The organism is Nocardioides carbamazepini, from assembly GCF_024614185.1.
Classification (GTDB): domain Bacteria; phylum Actinomycetota; class Actinomycetes; order Propionibacteriales; family Nocardioidaceae; genus Nocardioides; species Nocardioides carbamazepini.
Genome location: NZ_JAHTLF010000016.1, coordinates 820,914 through 839,783 on the forward strand (window position 1 = coordinate 820,914; position 18,870 = coordinate 839,783).

Here is an 18,870-nt window from a genome sequence, read left to right on the forward strand (position 1 = left end):
TGTGCCCAATCGGTGCGTGATCGCGGCGACTCCGCGCGGCACGGAACGCTCTCAGTTCGACCGCTGCAGGACACTCCGTGGCCGGGTCTTGGAGACCCTTCGTTCATCTGACTCCGATGGTCTTCGCTGGTTCACGCAACCACGGAGGATCGATGAGTGTCACAGTGGGCCGCACGGCCCGTCGCGGACTGGTGGGTACGACGGCCGGAGCACTGCTGCTCGGCACGCTCGGAGTGGTGGCAGGGGCGAGCGCGACGGCGGCGTCGCCCGACGGCGACCGGGCGACGTACCTCGGCAAGAGCCTCTACACCGGTGAGTTCCACTCGCACACCTCGGTCAGCGACGGCGTGAAGATGCCGGTCGACGCGTTCGACCACGTGCACTCCGAGACGGAGGCCGACTTCTTCACCGTCTCCGAGCACGACGTCATGTGGGACCTGCGCAACGGCGACGACTTCGTCGACGACTGGCGTGACGCCGACTCGCAGGAGTGGCGCCAGGTGCACGAGGACGCGTTCGCCTTCAACGACGCGCAGGACGACCTCGTCGCGGTGCCCTCGATCGAGAACACGTGGTACGACGGCACGGGCCACATCAACGTCTTCAACGCCGACTGGAAGGCGACGGCCCGGGCCACGGAGAAGGGCAGCGTCGACGGCTTCGGCAATGCGTTCGGCACCGGCGACATGAAGTACGACATGTACACCTTCTTCGCCCGGATCAAGCAGGATCCCGACGCGATCGGGCAGTTCAACCATCCCAGCGCCCACGGCAAGGGCCACTTCTTCGGCTTCAACGGCCTCGACCCCGCCGTCGACGAGTCGATGGAGCTGATCGAGGTGAAGAGCCCGGCGCAGCTCGACGAGTACATCGGTGCGCTGGACACGGGCTGGCACATCGGTCCGGTCTGGAACGGCGACGAGCACTCGGCCACCTGGGTCAGCGGCAACCAGGCGATCAGCGGCGTGTGGGCGCGCGAGCACTCGCTCGAGGGCCTCTACGGGGCGATGCGGGACCGCAGCACCTACAGCAGCCAGGACGGCAACCTCGAGCTCGCCTTCGGCGGCAACGAGGAGCTGATGGGCTCGATCCTTCCCGCAGACACGACGACGGTGAGCTTCGACGTGCGGCTCGAGGACCCCGACGAGCGCGACGCGTTCACCAAGGTCGAGCTGGTCACCAACGGCGGTGCCGTCGCCCACGACTTCCCCGGCATCGCGGGCCGCACGCTGACCCTCGAGCACGAGCAGGCCGTCGCCGAGGGCGACTGGTACTTCGTGCGCGCCACCCAGGCCGACGGCCACGTCGTCGTCTCCGCGCCGATCTGGGTCGGCGAGACGACCCGCGGTGCCAACTACGCGCCCGAGATCAGCGTCGCCGACGGCTTCGCGAGCACGGCGGCGTACGGCGCGACGATCGAGCTGCCGCAGGTCACCGCGACCGACGACTCGGGTCTCGACCCCACCGTGACCTTCGAGGTGTACGACGCGGCCGGCGTCGTCGACGTCACCGACGGCGCGTTCCGTGTGCGCGGCTACGACGACCACTTCGTCGTCGTGAAGGCCGAGGACGGTCAGGGCAACATCGGCTCCGAGCTGCTGCGCATCGTGGTCGACCAGGACACCCTCGACCCGGACGGCGTCTTCCAGTACTTCGGCAGCACTGCGGTGGTCACCGAGCAGCCCGGCGGTGCCGGGATCGCCGTGTCCACCGACCGTTCCATCGACAAGGTGTACGCGCAGGTCCTCCCGGCCGGCCGCGACGACTGGTCGAGCGCCGAGGTGCTCACCTCGACCAACGACCGGGCGTACGAGGTCAACACGATCGGCAACGACGAGCCGGGCTACCAGCACTCGATCACCGGCCAGACGCTGCGCAGCCACGAGTTCGACCTCACCGAGCTGACCGACGGCGAGCGCTACCAGTACCGGTTCGGGGTGGCGGTCGGCGGCGCAGCCCCGGCACCGGCCGCGGCCGCCGCCTGGACCGAGGTCCGCGGGGCGTTCGTCGCGGGCGGCGCCGGCAACGAGCCGATCTACGCGATCGGTGACCTGCAGGCGACCAGCCACGACGCCGGCGACCTCGGCATGCTGCGCGACGTCCTGGCCACCCTCCAGGAGAAGACGCCCGGCGGCCGGACGCTGCTGCAGACCGGCGACCTGGTCGACAACGGCGGTCGCGGGCAGTACTGGGAGGAGGCCTTCGAGCACGTCTTCGACGGCCTCGACGTCCAGTACGCGCCGGTGGCCGGCAACCACGAGACCTACGGGGACCTGGACTACAACGCGCACTCCGAGGAGCGCACGGCGATCTTCGGCAACATGTTCGACACGCCGAAGAACGGTGCCATCGGCGAGTCCAACTACTCCTTCAACCGCGGCGACGTGCACATCGCGGTGCTCAACTCGGTGCACGACATGGACAAGCAGCTCGACTGGCTCGCCAAGGACATCCGCGCCTCGGACCGGAAGTGGAATGTCGTCACCGGCCACTACTCCTACTACGGCGGCTCGCACGGCGACGACGGCCCGCTGGCAGCCGACCGGCCGAAGCTGACCGCGGCGTTCGAGAAGCTCGGCGTCGACCTCTACATCGGCGGCCACGACCACATCTACAAGCGCTCCACCATCTACGACGGACGCCTCGCGGCGACGCCCGCGGAGGAGGCGCTCGGCACGACCTTCGTCACGCTCGGCTCGGCCGGGCCGAAGTTCTACGACAACGTCGTGCACTGGTGGGACGACGTGGTCTTCGACGAGAACGCCCAGCTGGGAACGGTGCTCGAGGTCACCGACGCCGGGCTGGAGCTGACGACGTACACGGTGGACGGCCGCGAGGTCGACACCTACACCGTCACGAAGCCCACCGACCACTGGCGGATCACCTCCACCGACGTGGTGGACCGCCGGCTCGAGGGCGTCGGCGTGATCAGCACCGAGGGCGCGCCGTCGTCGACGACGCTGGTCGCCGCGACGTACGACAGCACCGGGCGGGAGCTGCGTGACCTCCGCACCGTCGACGTCGCGCTCGACCACCAGGGCTCGGAGCAGTTCGCCACCTTCGGCACCCCGCTGCCGGTGAACCCGAGCGACACCGTCGAGGTGTATGCGTGGGACAGCCTGGCGGGTGCTCGTCCCATGACGGCGCCGATCGTGGCCCGCGAGGGCATCGAGGGCGAGGGCACCGCGGCGGACCCCTACCTGATCACGTCGGGGGCGGACCTGGCCAAGGTCGCCAACGACCCGGGCGGGCACTACCGCCTGACCACCGATCTCGACCTGACCGGCGAGACGCACTCGCAGATCGACCGTCTGGTGTCGTTCACCGGCGTCCTCGACGGTGCCGGGCACACGATCACCGGGTTCACCACCCCCGGCACCGAGGGAGTCGGCCTGTTCGCCGACAACGACGGCACCGTTCGCAACCTCTCGGTCGTGGGCGACGTCGAGACCGAGCGGGGCACGGTCGGCCTGGTCGCCGACGTCAACCACGGCCTGATCGAGCAGGTCCGCACCTCGGGCTCGATCACCGGCTCGACCCGGGTCGGCGGCGTGGTCGGCGACCACTACGGCACCATCCGCGACGCCTACTCGACCGCGGACGTCACCACGACCGGCCTGTACGCCGGCGGCGTGGTCGCGATCGCGACCGGCGGGTCGATCAGCGAGCGGCTGCTGTCGACCGGCGCGGTGCGTGCGCAGGGGCGCAACGCCGGCGGCCTGGTCAGCTACGGCTACGAGAACACCGTGGTCTCCCAGTCGGTCTCCCTCAACGACATCGTCCAGGCGTCCTCGTTCTCGCACGCCGTCGTGGGCCGGGTGGCCGACGGTCAGATCGCCGACCTGTCGCGCAACTACATGAGCTCCGGCGTCACCGTGACGGGGGAGAGCCTCACCGACCCGCCCGCTGCTGACAACTGGAAGGGCGAGGTCGTCCGGGCCGCCGACCTGCGGACAGCGGCCTGGTTCACCAACCTCGGCTGGGACCTCGACGGGGTCTGGGAGTGGCACGCGAAGGCCAAACGGCCGCTGCTCCGCAACGCTCCCGAGGAGATCGACGACTCGGCCGTCGCGCCGAGCCTCGCCCAGGACGAGGACGGCTTCTACCTGATCGCCGAGCCGGCTCACCTGGCCCAGGTCACGGAGTTCCCGGAGGAGAGCTACCGGCTCGCCGCCGACCTCGATCTCGGTGGGATCGACGTACCGCAGCTCGCCACCCGGCGCCCGTTCAACGGCGTCCTCGACGGGGCCGGCCACGAGATCCGCGGCTGGACGTCGCCGGCCGGCGGCCTCTTCGCCGTGATCGGAGCGGACGGAGCCGTGCGGGACCTGGGGATCGTGGACGTGCGGATCGACAAGCCGACGGCTCGGGCCGGCGCCCTGGTCGACACCCTGCGCGGCACCGTGGAGCGGGTCTGGACCTCGGGAGAGGTCATCGCCAAGGAGTACGCCGCGGGCGTGGCCGGCGACTCGTTCGGCACGATCCGCGACGCCTACTCCACCGCGACGGTGCGCACGTCGGGCGGCAACTACGCCGGCGGCATCGTCGGTGTGGCCGACTCGCCGAGCCTGACCGAGCGGGTCTACGCCACGGGTGTGGTCACCGCGACGGGCACGTCGGGCGGCGGCATCAGCGGCTACGCACGCAACAGCGCGACGGTGGTGCGCAAGGCGTTCGCGCTCAACCCGTCGGTCACCGGGACGACGACCACCCAGCGGGTGGTGGCCCGCGCGGCCAACGGCCAGACCCCGACCCTGGCGGACCTCTACGCCGCCGAGTTCGTGGTGGCCGGCGTGCAGTCCGCGCCCGACACCGGGCCGACCACCTTCAACGGCGCCACCGTGTCCGCGGCCGACGCCGCGCGGGAGTCGACCTGGGCCGACGGCCTCGGCCTCGACTTCGAGCAGACCTGGGCATGGGACGACAACGGCGACCGGCCGGTGCTGCGCACCGCCACCGAGGAGGTGCCCGAGGCGCCGGGGCCGACCGCCGAGCAGGACGAGGACGGGGCGTGGCTGATCGCTACCCCGACGGACCTGCGGGCTCTGGCGACCCATCCGGACGAGCGGTTCCGGCTCGCGGCCGACATCGACCTGGCCGGGACCGTGGTCCGGGTGCCCACCTTCCGCGGCTCCCTCGACGGTGCGGGCCACGAGATCCGCGGCCTCCGGTCGAGCGAGGGTGGGCTCTTCGGGGTGATCGACACGGCCGGCGTCGTGACCGACCTGGTGCTGGTCCAGGTGGAGATCAGCAAGGCCGGCAACAAGGCGGGCGGCCTGGTCGACACCCTGCGGGGCACCGTCGAACGGGTCGGGGTGTCCGGGGCCGTGAGCGCTCCCTCGTACGCCGGCGGCATCGCGGGCGACTCGTTCGGCACGATCCGCGACGCGTGGTCGACAGCAGACGTGACGACCACGACCGCCGCCTACGCCGGCGGGATCGTCGGCGTCGCCGACGCGCCGAGCACGACCGAGCGGGTCTACGCGACCGGTGCGGTCCGGTCGGGTGCCGCCTCGGCAGGTGGGCTCACCGGCTATGCCCGCAACGCCGGGACCGTCGTACGGCATGGTGTCGTGCTCAGCCCGGTCGTCACGGCCACCACGAACGCACACCGGGCGATCGCGCGGTTCGCCGGCGCCGAGCCGGCCACGCTGGGCGACCTGTGGGCCGTCGACACCCTGGTCCCGGCCGTGCAGGTCAGCACCGAGGTGGGACCGACCACGCGCAACGGCGGGTCGCTCACCGCCGCCGAGCTGGCGCAGGAGTCCACCTGGTCCGGGATCGGCTTCGACCTCGAGCAGGTCTGGCAGTGGGACGCCGATCTCGCCCGCCCGGTGCTCCGCGTCCCGGCGCCCCCCGCCGCCGGGTCCGTCGGCCGCAACCGTCCGGCGCCGGGTTTCGCGACCCGCGCGGCGACGACGGCACCCGAGGCCGACGCGCCCGGTCACACGCTGGTCGCCGGTGCGGATGGTCTCGTGACACTGGCACTCGACCTGGGGCCGGTGGCCGCGGGCGGCGAGGTGGGCGTCGTGGTGCTGCGCTCGGCCGCGGACCCGAACGCTCCCGGTGTCTCCGACGTCGCCTATCTGGGGCAGCGCACCCTCGACGCGGACGGGCGCGTCACCCTCGACCTGGTGCTGCCGGACGAGCCGGCCGCCTACCGCCTGGTCGCCGGGTCCTCCGCGGGCGACGTCCGCTATGTCGCGCCGCTGGACCCGGACGTGCCCGTCGACCCGACCACCTCGGCGACGGTCAGTGCCGGCGACCTGGAGGTCGGCGTCGGCAGCACGGCGACGCTGACGGTGCGGGTGGCCGGCGCCGATGGGGCTCCGACCGGGACGGTACGCGTCCTCGCCGGCGCGACCGTCGTGGGTGCAGCGCAGCTCGCGGACGGTGCGGCACACGTCGTACTCCCGGCCCGGTCGCTGCCGGTCGGCACCCATCAGCTGCGGGTGGCCTACGACGGCGACGGGACCTACGCCGTGGCCTCCACCACGGTCCGGGTGCGGGTCACCAAGGCCCAGGCGGAGGTCCGGGTGCTGAAGGTGAAGCCGAAGCGGATCGAGGTCCGCCGGACCCGGCCGGTCCTCCGGGTGCGCGTCGACGTCCCCGCCGGCGTCACGGCCGACGGCACCGTGACGGTCAGGATCCCCGGTGCCAAGAACGTGCGGGCCGTCGTCAGGAACGGCGTGGTGAAGCTGCGGCTGCCGACGTTCCAGCGAGCCGGCACGCGGAGGCTGAAGGTCGTCTTCGCCGGGAACGCCGAGGTCGAGAAGGCGAGGGCGGTCGTCACGATCAAGGTCCGCCGCTGAGCGGACCGGGCTCAGGCGTCGTCCAGGCTCCGCACGAACGCGCCGAACCCGGGCAGCGTGAACCGCACGAGGCCGTGCCCGACCGGCTCGATCACGCCCTTCTCGATCAGCCGCTCGCGGGGGACGCTGATGGCGCGGGAGTCGACCTCCATGCCGGCCGCGATGGCCGCCCGGGTGACATTGCCGTCACCCGCGGCGGCCATGGCCGCGAGGAAGCGCTGCTCCAACCGGGACGCCGCGCCCCAGCGGGCCCGGTGCATCGCGGCGAGCTGGTCGCGGGCCACCGGCAGGCCGCGCTTCACGGCGGCGAGGGTCAGCCGGTCGCCGGTGCCGGGAGCGGCCGCGTCCCAGGTGGTGCTGCCGAGCAGCTGGATCAGGTAGGGATAGCCGCGCGACTCGGCGACGATCGCCGCGAGCGCCGCCTCGGACCAGCCGACGCCCTCGGCGTCGGCCGGTGCGACCAGCGCCGCGCGGGCGTCGTCGTCGGAGAGCACCTCGAGGGAGACGAAGCTGCTGCGCTCGCCGAAGGTCGCGGCGCGGGTGAGCGCCTCGGGGGTGACCGGCAGCCCGGCGGCGACCGTCGCTAGCGGGTTGTCCGTGCGCTCGCCGTCGAGGTTCTGCAGCGTGTTGAGGAGGACCGCCATCTCGTCGGCCGAGGCGGTGTGGAGCTCGTCGAGGAGCAGGAGCAGGCCGGCACCACCCTGCTGTCGAACGGACGCGGCCGCCTCGTGCAGCAGCGACTCCAGAACGCCGATGGCCGCGTGCGGAGGAGCGGCCGCCTCCTTCCGGGACAGCTCGGCCTGCACCTTGGCGCCCGGGATCCCGACCTCGACGGTCAGTCGCTCGAGCTGGCCGCGCCAGCGGTTGCCGGCTGCTCCCGCCGGGACGGCATCGGCGCGTTCCAGAGCACGCGCGATGCCGTAGGCGATCTCGGCGAGGACCGGCTGCTGGCGCGAGCAGGCCACCCAGGCGGTCACGAACCCGGACTCCACCGCGCGACGCTGACCCGCCCGCAGCAGGGAGGTCTTGCCGATCCCGCGGGGCGCGTGGAACACCAGGAGGGGACCCCCGAGCTCGCCGTACGTCGCGACCCGTGCGAGCAGGTCCTCGATCCGTCGCATCTCCACGGCCCGGCCCGCGAGGATCCGCGGCACCTGTCCGGGGGTGTAGGGGTTGCTCGGCATGGCCTGGCCTCCGTGCTGTGATACGGCTTTATACTTCGCGTAAGTATAAGTCAGTATCAACCGGTCGTCCCGGACGACGTCCCCTCGAACGCCGCGTCCCGCTCTCGTCCACCTGCCCATCGTCGTCCTCCACAGCCGGCCGTCTCCTCGGTGGCGTCAGTCGCCCGGATCGAGATAGCGTCGCGAGCGCGTCCCCGGTCCGGGCGCTGCACATCTCGGGAGGACCCATGCGCACCCACCGCACCGCCGGCGGCCCACCGGCCCTCGGCCTGCTCGCCGCCACGCTGGCCCTGCTCCTCTCCGCGGCCGCCTGCACCGGCGACGACCCCGACCCCCGCGACCCGTCCTCGACGTGGAGCCCGACCGGGACGATGGACCTGCCCTCCCCGACGGCCACCGAGCCTGCCGAGCCCACTGAGCCGGTGCTCCCGGACGCAGCGAAGCAGGCGAGTGAGGACGGCGCCCGCGCGTTCATCACGTACTACTGGGACCTGATCAACTACGCGCAGGTCACAGGCGATGTGAAGGCACTCAAGGCTGCCTCGGGACCGAGCTGCGAGGGATGTCTTGACGGGATTCAAGGTATCCGCGATCTGTACAAAGACGGCGGCCACGCCGAGGGCGGCGACTACGCAGTCAGCTTCGAGAAGGTGAACCGACTGAAGGGCAGTTCGAGTCTCCTGGCCTTTGAGGCTCTTCTGACGGTCGCCAACACGGAGCAACTGCTGGTAAGCGGAGACGGTTCCGAGCAGCGCTCTGCCGCAGGTTCAGCTCGGATGGCAGTCGCGACGCAGTGGACCGACGATTCCTGGCAGATGGAAGTCATGGATCCGCAATGAGGGCCGCTGTCATCGGGTCTGTTCTGGCGATCTTGGTTGCTATTCCTATCGACATGTCCAGTGCCGACCCGATGCCCGATCCGACAACAGACGCCGGCGTCTCCAACAACGGGCTCTGGGTAGACAGCACGCGCAATGGCGACCAGCCGCCTCAGCAGGGCTGGGTTCCGGGGACGGGATCGGCAGCAGAGCCTGCTGCAGGCGGCTTTGCCTGCCAGGGCGCCGAACAGGTCGCCGGCGAATTCGTGGATCACGCCTTCTGCACGGCCGACCGAGACGACCTGCCTGCGATTACTGCAGCCGACGTCCAGAGGGCCTTCGCAGAGCTCAAGCTGCCGGCCGGGACCCTCACCATCCAGCCGCCTGACGGGTTGACCCTGGTGAACTTCAAGACGAACTTCTACACCACCAGCACCACACCGATCAGCACGAGCCTCACCCTGCTCGGGCAGCAGGTCACCCTCGAGGCCACCCCGGCGTCCTTCGCCTGGAACTTCGGCGACGGCAAGTCCACCAGCACCACCGAGCCCGGGGCGCCCTACCCCGACCTCACCATCACCCACAGCTACCTACGCAAGGGCGACTACCTGCCCAGCCTGTCCACCACCTACACCGGCCGCTACCGCATCGCGACCGGACCGTGGCAGACCATCCCCGGCACCGTCACCATCGACGGACCCGGCCAACCACTGCAAGCGGTCGAGGCACAACCCAAGCTCGTCGGCTACTAAGCCATGGCGGCTAGGCCGCATAGTCCAGGAACAGCTGGGTGACCATGATGTCGACCCGGCTGCCTGTCCCACCGCTGCCGCTGTTGGTGCTGTTGGCGGTGGGGGTCGGAGTGATCCGTCTGGTGCCGGTCGGGTCGATGAGGTAGTGGGCCCCGTAGGGATCGCGCCAGATCACGATCCCGGGGAATGGATGTCGGGCTTCCCACCCGGTGTGGGTCTTGATCCGGTGGTGGGTCCGGGTCAGGGGTCCGAGGTTGTCGACACTGGTCGCGCCACCCTGGCTGTGGGGGATCGCGTGGTCGAGGTCCATGCGGCGGGTGGTGTTGGTGGCGTAGGGGAACACGTCGGCGGGGTGGATCAGATGCACTGCTTCGCGGAGGCGGGAGGGGATCTCGTAGGCATCGACCGGTGCCATCCCGGCCGGGTCGAGCACCGGGGTGACCTGGACCTTCGCGGCCGTGGCGTCCAGCAGCTCCACGACCCGGCCGATCGTGAGTGGCCCGTGCCCCTCCACACGCGCGATGGGTGTCTCGGGCGCGAGGTGGAGGTAGACCTTGGCCCGCACCTTGACCGGACCCACCGACAGATCGGGACGAGCCGCTGGGTTCAGCAGGAGTGCTGCGGCCGCGACCCGGCGGTCGTTCACGACACTGTCGGGCATCGACTCGGTCAGCTTGTCCGCGACCGCGGCCACCGCGGCGTCGATGCCGGCGATGGTGAGGGCATCGGCCTTGATGGTGAAGGTCGCCATCGCGTGCTTGTTGACCCGCGAGGACCGGGCACACCGTTCCCGCGCCGCAGCGTCCTCACGCTCGCGGGCCAGCTCGGGGGCCGCGGCCGCGACCTTGCCCTCGACCAGGGCCTCGAACCGGGACCACGCCAGACGACCGTCCGCGACCTCGACCACCTCGGCATCGACCCACCCCGCCTCGTCGGGGCTGAGGTCGCGGGTGGCGTCGGCGACGTGACGCGCATGCGCCACCCGGACCGTGCCGGCCTCCACGCCGGCCCACAACCGCGGGAGCCGTAGCTGCAGGTCGACGGCGTCTGCGATCAACCGCCGCGCACCATAGGGACTGGTCTGGACCCGGGCCCCGAACACCGCTGCGGCGTGCTCGGTGACCAACGGCGTCCCGACCCCACCCACACGACGAGCCCGCACCCTGCCCCGACGATCACCGGCCGGGAGCCGGTCCGGGGAGTGGAGTACCGCCCACTGATACGCCGCCCTCAAGATCTCCCGCTCAGCTGACAGGCGCGCAGCATGCTGGGCCTCGACAAAGTCGAGAACCCCCGCCGCCGACAGGTCCTCCAGACCCACCACCACCCGACCACTGACCATGCCCCAACCCAACAACAGGGGTACGACACAACCCCGGACGACCTCACACAGGCTTGCCCGGCAGCACCGCGAGGCCGTCTCCGCTCACCAGGTCGGGGTCCGGCGCCCGGCCGGAGGCGAGCATGAGCAGCTCCTGGATCGGGCCGGTGACGGCGGGTCCCGTGCCGCGATCCCAGGCGACGTCGGTGGCGACCAGGCGCACGCTCCGGACGAGGCGGCCGGTCCCCATCAGCGGGGCCAGCCGGCGCACCCGGTCCGCGGCGACCACGGCCGCCTCGACAGGCATGGTGCGGTGCCGGCCGAGCGGGCGCGCGATGTCCTGGTGGTGCAGAAGTGCGTCGATCAACGGCTCGACCGACGTGGTGGTCGGGACGTGGTGGGTGCTAGCGGCGTACCTCTCGAAGTCGCCGAGGATGCTCTCCCTGGTCGCATGCGCACCGAGCCGCTTCACCTCGCGGAAGATCATCGTGTTGTAGCCACGGCCGAGATTGCGGGCCAGCATCCCGGGCATCGCGGCCCACCCGATCTGGGGCGTGGAGATCACGTGCGCCGCGACGTCGTGGACCGTCCAGCCCGGGCAGAGCGTGTCGTGTGCCCAGCCGTCGTCGTCCAGGCCGGCCAGGAGATCGGCGAGCGCGGCGCGCTCGGCGTGAATGTGCGCCCAGATCGCGGCCTTGTCCATGGCGACCTCCGATGGTCAGCGTCCCTGACTGATATGGTCAGCCTGCCTGATCACTTCGTCAAGGGGGAGGGCGCGACATGCGCGAGCCGCACCCGGCGCTGCTCATGTTCATCGGCGCGCGGTACGTCGAGCAGCGGGTCTCCGGCGCCGTGATCGCGGCCGGCTACGGCGACCTGACGCCCGCGATGGCGCGGGTGGCCGCCCGGCTGAGCGAGGACGGGATCCGCGTCACCGACCTGGCCGAGCAGTCGCGGATCACCAAGCAGAGCGCGAGCGTGCTGGTCGACCAGCTCGAGCGGGCGGCGTACGTCGAACGGGTGCCCGACCCCACCGATGCCCGCGCCCGACTCGTGGTCATCGCGCCGCGCGGGCGCGAGGTGCAGCGGGTCGCGCGGCGCGAGGAGCGGGCCGTCGAGCGCGAGTGGAGCCGGCACCTGGGGGCCGAGCGCCTGGCGGCGTTGACGGACGCCTTGCGGGACCTGCGGGAGATCACCGACCCCTACCGGTGACGATTTCGCGCAGCCTCGCCGCCGCGGGTAGTCTTCTCCGGTTGCCTCGGCGAGGGAGCACCTGCTTCTGTGACTCCGTGATCGACTGGGCCGGCTCGTCCTGACGACGCCGCGCGCCCTGCCGGTCACCGGGTGAGGGAAGCGCGGCGTTCCTCGTCTCCGGGTGCAGCGACCACCACCACGCGACGAGCAGGAGACTCCCATGAGCACCGAGAAGATCAAGGCCGAGGTCCGCACCGAGTTCGGCAAGGGCGCCGCCCGCCGCATCCGCCGCGACAACAACGTCCCCGCCGTCGTCTACGGCCACGGCAACGAGACGATCCACCTGACCCTCCCGGGCCACGCCACCATGATGGCGCTCAAGCACGGCGGCGCCAACGCGCTCCTCGAGCTCGACATCGACGGCACCTCGCAGCTCGCCCTGACCAAGCAGGTCCAGGTCGACCCGGTCCGCCGCGTCCTCGAGCACGTCGACTTCGTCGCTGTCGTCAGTGGCGAGAAGGTCACCGTCGACGTCCAGGTCATCATCGTGGGCGAGGCCCTCCGTGGCACGCTGGTGGTCACCGAGAACACCTCGGTGCAGGTCGAGGCCGAGGCCACCCACATCCCCGAGTCCTTCGAGGTCAACATCGACGGCGCCGAGGCCGGCACCCAGTTCCTCGCGGGCCAGCTCGACCTGCCGGAGGGCACCACCCTGCTCACCGACCCCGAGACCCTCGTGGTCAACGTCACCGAGCAGGTCGCGGCGGAGCCCGACGCCGAGAGCGCCGAGAGCGCCGGCGAGGCCTCGGCCGCTGAGGGCGGCGACAGCGAGTGACCTTGAGCCGGCTCAGGTGGTTCCTGGGCCGACTCATCTCCCCGGCGCGCACGTCCGCGCCGGGGAGCACCGCCGCATCCGACGCCGAGGAGACCAACGTGGCTGACGCGAACAGCGCCGACGTCTGGCTCGTGGTCGGCCTCGGCAACCCCGGCCCGTCGTACGCCGGACACCGCCACAACATCGGCTACCTGGTGGTCGAGGAGCTGGCGCGCCGGATGGGCAGCGGCTTCCGGGCCCACAAGTCGGGACGGGCCGATGTCGTCGAGGGCAGGCTGGGGCCGCTCGGTGCCGGCACACCTCGGGTGGTGCTGGCCAAGCCCCGCTCGTACATGAACGAGTCGGGCGGGCCGGTCAAGGCCCTCGCCACCTTCTACAAGGTGCCCGCCGAGCGGGTCATCGCGATCCATGACGAGCTCGACATCGACTTCGGCACGCTGCGCATCAAGAAGGGCGGCGGCGACAACGGCCACAACGGCCTGAAGTCGATGCGCTCCTCACTGGGCACCGGTGACTTCTTCCGGGTCCGGGCCGGAATCGGCCGCCCGCCCGGCCGCCAGGATGTCGCCGACTTCGTGCTCTCCAACTACGCGACCAAGGAGCGCAAGGAGCTGCCGTTCCAGGTCGACTCCGCCGCCGACGCCGTGGAGTCGCTGATCGCCGACGGTCTCGAGAAGACCCAGCAGCGCCACAACCGTTGACTCGTCGGATCTGACCCGTCGAGACGTCAGATCTGGCTGCCGAGGCGCGCGAAGTGACGACTCAATGGGTCAGAACCGACGACTCAACAGGTCAGAACCGACGACTCAACCGAGGTTTGGGGCGCCCTCGCGGAGGATCAGTAGGGTGACCGTGTGACTTTCGAGCCCGGTACCCCCGATCCCGACGTCGTCGCCGACGACCACCGTCTCGCGGCCTGGCTGGCCGAGGAGGCCGGCCGCCGGCTGCTGGAGGTGCGCGCCGAGGGCCTGGAGGGCAAGGACCTCAAGGACGCCGGCGACCGGGCCGCCCACGAGCTGCTCATGCAGCTGCTGGCGACGTACCGGCCCGACGACGCCGTCCTCTCCGAGGAGGCGCTCGAGGACGCCGCCGACAAGGACGCGCGGCTGCGCGCCGCCCGCGCCTGGATCGTCGACCCGCTCGACGGCACCCGTGAGTTCTCCGAGCCGCCGCGCGACGACTGGGCGGTGCACGTGGCGCTGTGGCAGGAGGGCGAGCTGGTCGCCGGTGCCGTCGCCCAGCCGGCGCTGGGCGAGACCTTCAACACCGGCACCCCGCCCGTCGTGCCGCCGCGGACCTCGCAGCGCCCGCGGATCGCGGTCTCCCGCACCCGCCCGCCCGCGTTCGTCGAGGCGCTGGCCGCCGAGCTCGACGCCGAGCTGGTCCCGATGGGCTCGGCCGGCGTGAAGATGATGTCGGTGGTCCGCGACGTCGCCGACGCCTACGTGCACGCGGGCGGCCAGTACGAGTGGGACTCCGCCGCACCGGTCGCCGTCGCGCGGGCCGCCGGCCTGTTCACCTCGCGGGTCGACGGCAGCGAGCTGGTCTACAACCAGGCCGACGTCTACCTGCCCGACGTGATCGTGTGCCGTCCCGAGCTGTCCGAGAAGATCCTCGCGTTCATCGCCGCGAACGGCACCGACTGAGTCGTGCGGGGAAGCGATGGCTGAGACCGACACCGAGGAGCGGAGGTCGCGGATCGACTGGCCCGCGACCTTCGCGGGTGCCGCCGCGGCCGTGACCGTCGCGGTGCTGCTCTCCACGCTCGGCGCCGCCGGCACCCTGATCGGCGCCGCTCTCGGCAGCGTCATCGCGACCGTCAGCTCCGCCCTCTACAAGCAGGGCATCGAGTCCAGCCGCCGCCGGATGGCCGAGGTGCAGGCCGCGGCGCTGCAGCGGGTCAACCTCGCCGACCAGAACGTACGCCGCGCGGCACGGCGGAGCGACCCGGAGGCGGCCGAGCGGGAGCTGGACCGTGCCCACCGCCATCTCGACGCGGCCGGGGAGGAGCTCGCCGAGGAGCCCGCCGCCGCTGAGTCGCCGGAGCGGAGCCGGTGGGCAGACCTGCAGTGGAAGCGGATCGCGGTGCTCGCCGCCGTGGTGTTCGTGCTCTCCCTGCTCGCGATCAGCGCCGTCGAGCTGGTCGCGGGCAAGAGCGTCTCGACCATCACGGGCGGCACGGACGGCAGCGACCGGACGTCGCTGACCGGTGTCTTCGGCAAGGGCGGCAAGGGCAAGGACGAGCAGCGGAAGCAGCCGCCCGCCGAGGAGACCCCGGCTCCCACTCCCACGCCGACGCCCGACCCGACCCCCACCGAGACCCCGACGGGTCCCGTGCCGTCCGAGCCGACCGCCCCGGCGACGCCGAGCGACACGCCCTCGGTGACGCCCACCCCCAGTGATACGGCGACCCCGACACCGACCCCCGCCCCGACCCCGACCCCGTCGCAAGGAGCGAGCCCGTGACGTCGTACATCTCCCACACCACCGTCGACTGCGCCGACGCCTACCAGCTCTCCGAGTGGTGGAAGCCGGTCCTCGGCTACGTCGACATCGAGGGCGACCCCAACCTGCCCGGCCACGAGGAGTGCATGATCCGCGACCCCGAGTCGGGCCATCAGGTGCTCTTCATCGAGGTCCCGGACGCCAAGCTCGGCAAGAACCGGCTGCACTTCGACATCCGTCCCCGGACCGGAACCCGCGACGAGGAGGTGGCCCGCCTGCTCGCGCTCGGGGCGACCCAGGTCGCCGACCACCGCGAGATCCGTGGCGACGGGACCGGCTGGGTCACCCTGGCCGACCCGGCGGGCAACGAGTTCTGCGTGCTCCGCTCGGACGAGGAGCGCGGCGCGAGCTGACGCTCAGAAGACGTTCAACGGCCGGAACTGGACGGAGATCCGCGGCCCGGCCGAGGCGACCTTCGGCACGGCGTGCTCCCAGGTCCGCTGGCAGGAGCCGCCCATGACGACCAGGTCGCCGTGGCCCATCTCGACCGCGAACGCCTCGTCGCGGCGGTCCGGGTCGCGCGGGCGCAGGTGCAGCCGGCGCGGGTCGCCGACGGAGACGATCGCGACCATCGTGTCGTCGGTGGAGCCGCGGCCGATGGTGTCGCCGTGCCAGGCGACGCTGTCGCGCCCGTCGCGGTAGTAGCAGCAGCCGGCGGTGCGGAACGGCTCGCCGAGCTCGTCGGCGTACCGCGCCGTCAGCCGCTCCCGCGCCGCCGCCAGGGCGGGGTGGGGGAGCTCGTCGCCGATCATGTAGGTGAAGACGAGCCGGGGCACGTCGACGACCCGGTCGTACATCGCCCGCCGCTCCGCGCGCCACGGCACGTCGCGCACCAGGGTCGCGAAGACGTCGTCGGCGTCGGGCAGCCAGTCGCGGGCGACATCGACCCAGGCACCGGCGCTGAGCCGCCTGCGCTCGGTGGCCGCCGCTGTCGCCGGGGTGCCGGTCTCGAACAGGCTGGTCTGGAAGTCGACCGTCATGGGTCGAGGATACCTCGTGTTCGAACAGATGTTCGTACGTCCGGGTGTGGGGCGTGCGCGGTCTGTCGGGGCGAGTGCCGCCCGGTCAGTCTGCCGCTCCGCGGCTGAGGCCGCCGAGGGGCGCGACCGCGACCCCCGACTCCTCGCACACCCAGGTCGGATCGGGGCCGCCGAGGTCGGGCTCGATGTGCAGGGCGTGCACGGCGCTCCCGTCGCACCGGGTGCACACCGGCCACAGCCCCTCCTGGGCCTGCCGGCCGAACCGGTCGGCGAGGGCGTCCTGCACGTCCTGGGCCACGAGCCCGGCGATGAACGGCGCGCCCTCGGGCCACTGGCCGAGCCACCAGCGACGCTCCGAGCAGGCGTCCTCGAGCACCGTCACGGAGTCCGGCGTACCGAGGGCGCGGGCCTGCAGGTCGGCCAGCACCTGCGCCCGGGCCTGGAAGATCACGCTGTCGTCCACAGCTCCATTGTGCGCGGCGCTCGGTGAGCGTCGGCCGGCCCGGTCGCCTAGGCGGGCAGACCCGCGAGCTCCCGCGCGACGTTGACCCGCGCCGGCTCCTCCCACCGGGTGCGGCCGTGCGCGGTGCGGAACAGCTCGGGGGCGGCGGTGAGGGCCCGCAGCACCTCCGCCCGACCGGCGGCGAACACGTCGTCGGTCAGGTGGGCGTACTCCGAGCGCACGGCCGCGACGTACTCGTCGTAGCGCTCCCGGGGGGCCGCCAGGATCGAGAGGTCCGCGTCGGACAGCGCGCAGCCGTTGGCGTCCGCGGGCTCCGGGCGGTGGCGCTCCGTCAGCCGCACCAGCCGGGCCACCTCGGCGACCGTCGCCGGATCGGTGTGCGTCGGCAGGGCGTCCTCGGCCCAGGTCGCCGAGCGCTCCTCGGCGTCCCGCTCGCCGTCGTAGACGGCGTCGTGGAACCACGCCGCGAGCAGCACCGGCGTCCGGTCGTACGACGTCCCGGCGGCCGCGAGCTCGTCGAGCCGCGCGAGCACCTCCGCGAGGTGCCGGGTGCCGTGGTGCCCGCGGCTCGGGTCGGCGTACGCCGCCAGCAGCTCGTCGCGCAGGGCCTCCGCGCCGGACAGCGGCCAGGGCAGGTCGGTCAGGTCGGGATGGTCGTCCTCCATCCCGGTATTCAAACCGACCGCCCCGGCCGCTGTCACCGGCACCCCCTCAATCACCCTTGACGTTCACGATCTGGCGCAGCACGTGCCGCACCTCGACGAGATCGGCCGCGTCGGCCATCACTCGGTCGATGTCCTTGTACGCCGCCGGGATCTCGTCGATGAACGCGTCGGTGTCGCGGTACTCGATGCCGGCCATCGCCTCCCGCAGCTGCTCGCGGGTGAACGTCCGGCGGGCCCTCGACCGGGAGTACTCCCGGCCGGCGCCGTGCGGTGCCGAGTTGAGCCCGACCGGGTTGCCGAGGCCGCTGACGACGTACGACGCCGTCCCCATCGACCCGGGGATGAGGCCCGGCCGGCCCCGCTCCGCGTTGATCGCGCCCTTCCGGGAGAGCCACACGTCCCGGCCGAAGTGCCGCTCCCGCTCGGTGTAGTTGTGGTGGCAGTTGATCTCCTCGGCCCGCTCGACGTCGTCGGCCGAGCCGAGCCCGACCCACTCCGCGAACTGCCGGACGACCCGGTCCATCATCTCCTCACGGTTGAGCAGCGCGTAGCGCTGCGCCCACCGCATCTCCCGGATGTACGCCCAGAACTCGTCGGTGCCCTCGGCGAGGTAGGCCAGGTCCTTGTCGGGGAGCTGGATCCACCACTTCTCGCACAGGTCGCGAGCGATCTGGATGTGCTTCTGGGCGATCTTGTTGCCGACGCCCCGCGACCCCGAGTGGAGGAACAGCCAGACCCGCCGCTCCTCGTCGACGGTCACCTCGATGAAGTGGTTGCCGGACCCGAGCGTCCCGAGCTGCAGCTCCCACCGCTGCGCGTACCGCGCGGGCTCGAAGCCGGCCTCCTCGGCCGCGCGCGTGAGCTCGTCCAGACGCCGCTGGGTGTGCTCGCGGGTGATGCTCCGGTTCGCCGCGCCGGCCGAGAGCGGGACCGCCCGCTCGATGGCCTCCCGCAGCGGTCGCCGGTCGGCGGGCAGCTCGTCGGCGGTGAACTGCGTGCGCACGGCGATCATGCCGCAGCCGATGTCGACGCCGACCGCGGCCGGGATGATCGCGCCGAGGGTCGGGATGACCGAGCCCACCGTCGCGCCCAGGCCCAGGTGGGCGTCGGGCATCAGCGCGAGGTGCGGGTGGATGAACGGCATCCGGGCCGTGGTCATCGCCTGCTCGCGGGTGCCCTGCTCGAGGATCGAAGCCCAGCTGAGGAGCTTCGGGGTGATCTTGTCCATCGATGGTTCCTGTGTCGTTGCCCTTCTCGTGTCTGGTGGCCGCACGGTGCGACCGGCAGAGAACGCTAGGGCCCGGGAAATGCGTTGCGCACGCATTTCCCGGGCCGTAGAAG

Annotated in this window: 16 protein-coding genes; 9 read left to right on the forward strand and 7 right to left on the reverse strand. The window is 71.8% G+C overall.

Going from position 1 to position 18,870, the window contains the following annotated elements:
- The first annotated feature begins 152 nt into the window (after nucleotides 1-152).
- Nucleotides 153-6,812, forward strand: coding sequence for a metallophosphoesterase (locus KVF89_RS16540; RefSeq protein WP_257427181.1), 6,660 nt, complete (start codon nucleotides 153-155; stop codon nucleotides 6,810-6,812).
- A gap of 11 nt (nucleotides 6,813-6,823) precedes the next feature.
- Here KVF89_RS16540 and KVF89_RS16545 read toward each other — a convergent pair whose 3' ends face one another.
- Nucleotides 6,824-7,996, reverse strand: a complete 1,173-nt coding sequence (locus tag KVF89_RS16545) for an ATP-binding protein (protein WP_257427182.1) — start codon at nucleotides 7,994-7,996, stop codon at nucleotides 6,824-6,826.
- Between the two features lie 227 nt (nucleotides 7,997-8,223).
- On the opposite strand from KVF89_RS16545, the gene KVF89_RS16550 reads away from it, so the two are divergent.
- Together KVF89_RS16550 and KVF89_RS16555 are read left to right on the forward strand one after the other, a co-directional pair.
- The gene (locus tag KVF89_RS16550) at nucleotides 8,224-8,835 is read left to right on the forward strand and encodes a DUF6318 family protein (protein WP_257427183.1); all 612 of its coding nucleotides are present in this window, start codon (nucleotides 8,224-8,226) and stop codon (nucleotides 8,833-8,835) included.
- Nucleotides 8,832-9,566, forward strand: coding sequence for a PKD domain-containing protein (locus tag KVF89_RS16555; protein WP_257427184.1), 735 nt, complete (start codon nucleotides 8,832-8,834; stop codon nucleotides 9,564-9,566). Before KVF89_RS16550 ends, KVF89_RS16555 begins: the two co-directional genes overlap by 4 nt.
- Nucleotides 9,567-9,576: 10 nt before the next feature.
- Here KVF89_RS16555 and KVF89_RS16560 read toward each other — a convergent pair whose 3' ends face one another.
- Nucleotides 9,577-10,713, reverse strand: coding sequence for an HNH endonuclease signature motif containing protein (locus tag KVF89_RS16560; protein ID WP_257427185.1), 1,137 nt, complete (start codon nucleotides 10,711-10,713; stop codon nucleotides 9,577-9,579).
- A 238-nt stretch (nucleotides 10,714-10,951) separates the two neighbouring features.
- Nucleotides 10,952-11,590, reverse strand: coding sequence for a maleylpyruvate isomerase family mycothiol-dependent enzyme (locus tag KVF89_RS16565; RefSeq protein ID WP_257427186.1), 639 nt, complete (start codon nucleotides 11,588-11,590; stop codon nucleotides 10,952-10,954).
- Nucleotides 11,591-11,667: 77 nt separating this feature from the next.
- Here KVF89_RS16565 and KVF89_RS16570 point away from each other — a divergent pair, with 77 nt between their 5' ends.
- The 6 genes from KVF89_RS16570 to KVF89_RS16595 all read left to right on the forward strand — a co-directional run bounded on the left by KVF89_RS16570 (nucleotide 11,668) and on the right by KVF89_RS16595 (nucleotide 15,774).
- Nucleotides 11,668-12,099: a MarR family winged helix-turn-helix transcriptional regulator gene (locus KVF89_RS16570; protein ID WP_257427187.1), complete on the forward strand. Its 432-nt coding sequence runs from the start codon at nucleotides 11,668-11,670 to the stop codon at nucleotides 12,097-12,099.
- Nucleotides 12,100-12,301: 202 nt separating this feature from the next.
- A complete protein-coding gene (locus KVF89_RS16575) occupies nucleotides 12,302-12,916 on the forward strand; it encodes a 50S ribosomal protein L25/general stress protein Ctc (RefSeq protein WP_257427188.1) in 615 nt (204 codons plus the stop codon).
- Nucleotides 12,917-13,014: 98 nt separating this feature from the next.
- Complete coding sequence (gene pth, locus KVF89_RS16580; RefSeq protein WP_257427189.1) at nucleotides 13,015-13,617, forward strand: aminoacyl-tRNA hydrolase; 603 nt, start codon at nucleotides 13,015-13,017, stop codon at nucleotides 13,615-13,617.
- Between the two features lie 153 nt (nucleotides 13,618-13,770).
- Nucleotides 13,771-14,562: a 3'(2'),5'-bisphosphate nucleotidase CysQ gene (locus KVF89_RS16585; RefSeq protein WP_257427190.1), complete on the forward strand. Its 792-nt coding sequence runs from the start codon at nucleotides 13,771-13,773 to the stop codon at nucleotides 14,560-14,562.
- Nucleotides 14,563-14,578: 16 nt separating this feature from the next.
- The gene (locus KVF89_RS16590; RefSeq protein ID WP_257427630.1) at nucleotides 14,579-15,382 is read left to right on the forward strand and encodes a hypothetical protein; all 804 of its coding nucleotides are present in this window, start codon (nucleotides 14,579-14,581) and stop codon (nucleotides 15,380-15,382) included.
- On the forward strand, nucleotides 15,379-15,774 hold the full coding sequence (locus KVF89_RS16595; protein ID WP_257427191.1) for a VOC family protein: 396 nt from the start codon (nucleotides 15,379-15,381) through the stop codon (nucleotides 15,772-15,774). The genes KVF89_RS16590 and KVF89_RS16595 overlap by 4 nt, the downstream gene beginning before the upstream one ends.
- A gap of 3 nt (nucleotides 15,775-15,777) precedes the next feature.
- On the opposite strand, the gene KVF89_RS16600 is transcribed toward KVF89_RS16595, so the two are convergent.
- From KVF89_RS16600 to KVF89_RS16615, 4 genes are all read right to left on the reverse strand, one after another.
- The gene (locus KVF89_RS16600) at nucleotides 15,778-16,401 is read right to left on the reverse strand and encodes an alpha-ketoglutarate-dependent dioxygenase AlkB (protein ID WP_257427192.1); all 624 of its coding nucleotides are present in this window, start codon (nucleotides 16,399-16,401) and stop codon (nucleotides 15,778-15,780) included.
- 85 nt (nucleotides 16,402-16,486) lie between these two features.
- On the reverse strand, nucleotides 16,487-16,864 hold the full coding sequence (locus KVF89_RS16605; protein ID WP_257427193.1) for a DUF8819 family protein: 378 nt from the start codon (nucleotides 16,862-16,864) through the stop codon (nucleotides 16,487-16,489).
- A 47-nt stretch (nucleotides 16,865-16,911) separates the two neighbouring features.
- Nucleotides 16,912-17,529 (reverse strand): HD domain-containing protein, encoded by a 618-nt coding sequence (locus KVF89_RS16610; RefSeq protein ID WP_257427194.1) that lies wholly within the window; start codon nucleotides 17,527-17,529, stop codon nucleotides 16,912-16,914.
- A 46-nt stretch (nucleotides 17,530-17,575) separates the two neighbouring features.
- Nucleotides 17,576-18,757, reverse strand: coding sequence for an RtcB family protein (locus tag KVF89_RS16615; protein WP_257427195.1), 1,182 nt, complete (start codon nucleotides 18,755-18,757; stop codon nucleotides 17,576-17,578).
- Nucleotides 18,758-18,870: the final 113 nt, after the last annotated feature.

What these genes read in the sequence shown, in the direction of transcription:
- KVF89_RS16540 (WP_257427181.1), top strand. Translation starts at nt 153, where the DNA reads ATGAGTGTCACAGTGGGCCGCACGGCCCGTCGCGGACTGGTGGGTACG.
- KVF89_RS16545 (WP_257427182.1), bottom strand. Translation starts at nt 7,996, where the DNA reads ATGCCGAGCAACCCCTACACCCCCGGACAGGTGCCGCGGATCCTCGCG.
- KVF89_RS16550 (WP_257427183.1), top strand. Translation starts at nt 8,224, where the DNA reads ATGCGCACCCACCGCACCGCCGGCGGCCCACCGGCCCTCGGCCTGCTC.
- KVF89_RS16555 (WP_257427184.1), top strand. Translation starts at nt 8,832, where the DNA reads ATGAGGGCCGCTGTCATCGGGTCTGTTCTGGCGATCTTGGTTGCTATT.
- KVF89_RS16565 (WP_257427186.1), bottom strand. Translation starts at nt 11,590, where the DNA reads ATGGACAAGGCCGCGATCTGGGCGCACATTCACGCCGAGCGCGCCGCG.
- KVF89_RS16570 (WP_257427187.1), top strand. Translation starts at nt 11,668, where the DNA reads ATGCGCGAGCCGCACCCGGCGCTGCTCATGTTCATCGGCGCGCGGTAC.
- KVF89_RS16575 (WP_257427188.1), top strand. Translation starts at nt 12,302, where the DNA reads ATGAGCACCGAGAAGATCAAGGCCGAGGTCCGCACCGAGTTCGGCAAG.
- KVF89_RS16590 (WP_257427630.1), top strand. Translation starts at nt 14,579, where the DNA reads ATGGCTGAGACCGACACCGAGGAGCGGAGGTCGCGGATCGACTGGCCC.
- KVF89_RS16600 (WP_257427192.1), bottom strand. Translation starts at nt 16,401, where the DNA reads ATGACGGTCGACTTCCAGACCAGCCTGTTCGAGACCGGCACCCCGGCG.
- KVF89_RS16610 (WP_257427194.1), bottom strand. Translation starts at nt 17,529, where the DNA reads ATGGAGGACGACCATCCCGACCTGACCGACCTGCCCTGGCCGCTGTCC.
- KVF89_RS16615 (WP_257427195.1), bottom strand. Translation starts at nt 18,757, where the DNA reads ATGGACAAGATCACCCCGAAGCTCCTCAGCTGGGCTTCGATCCTCGAG.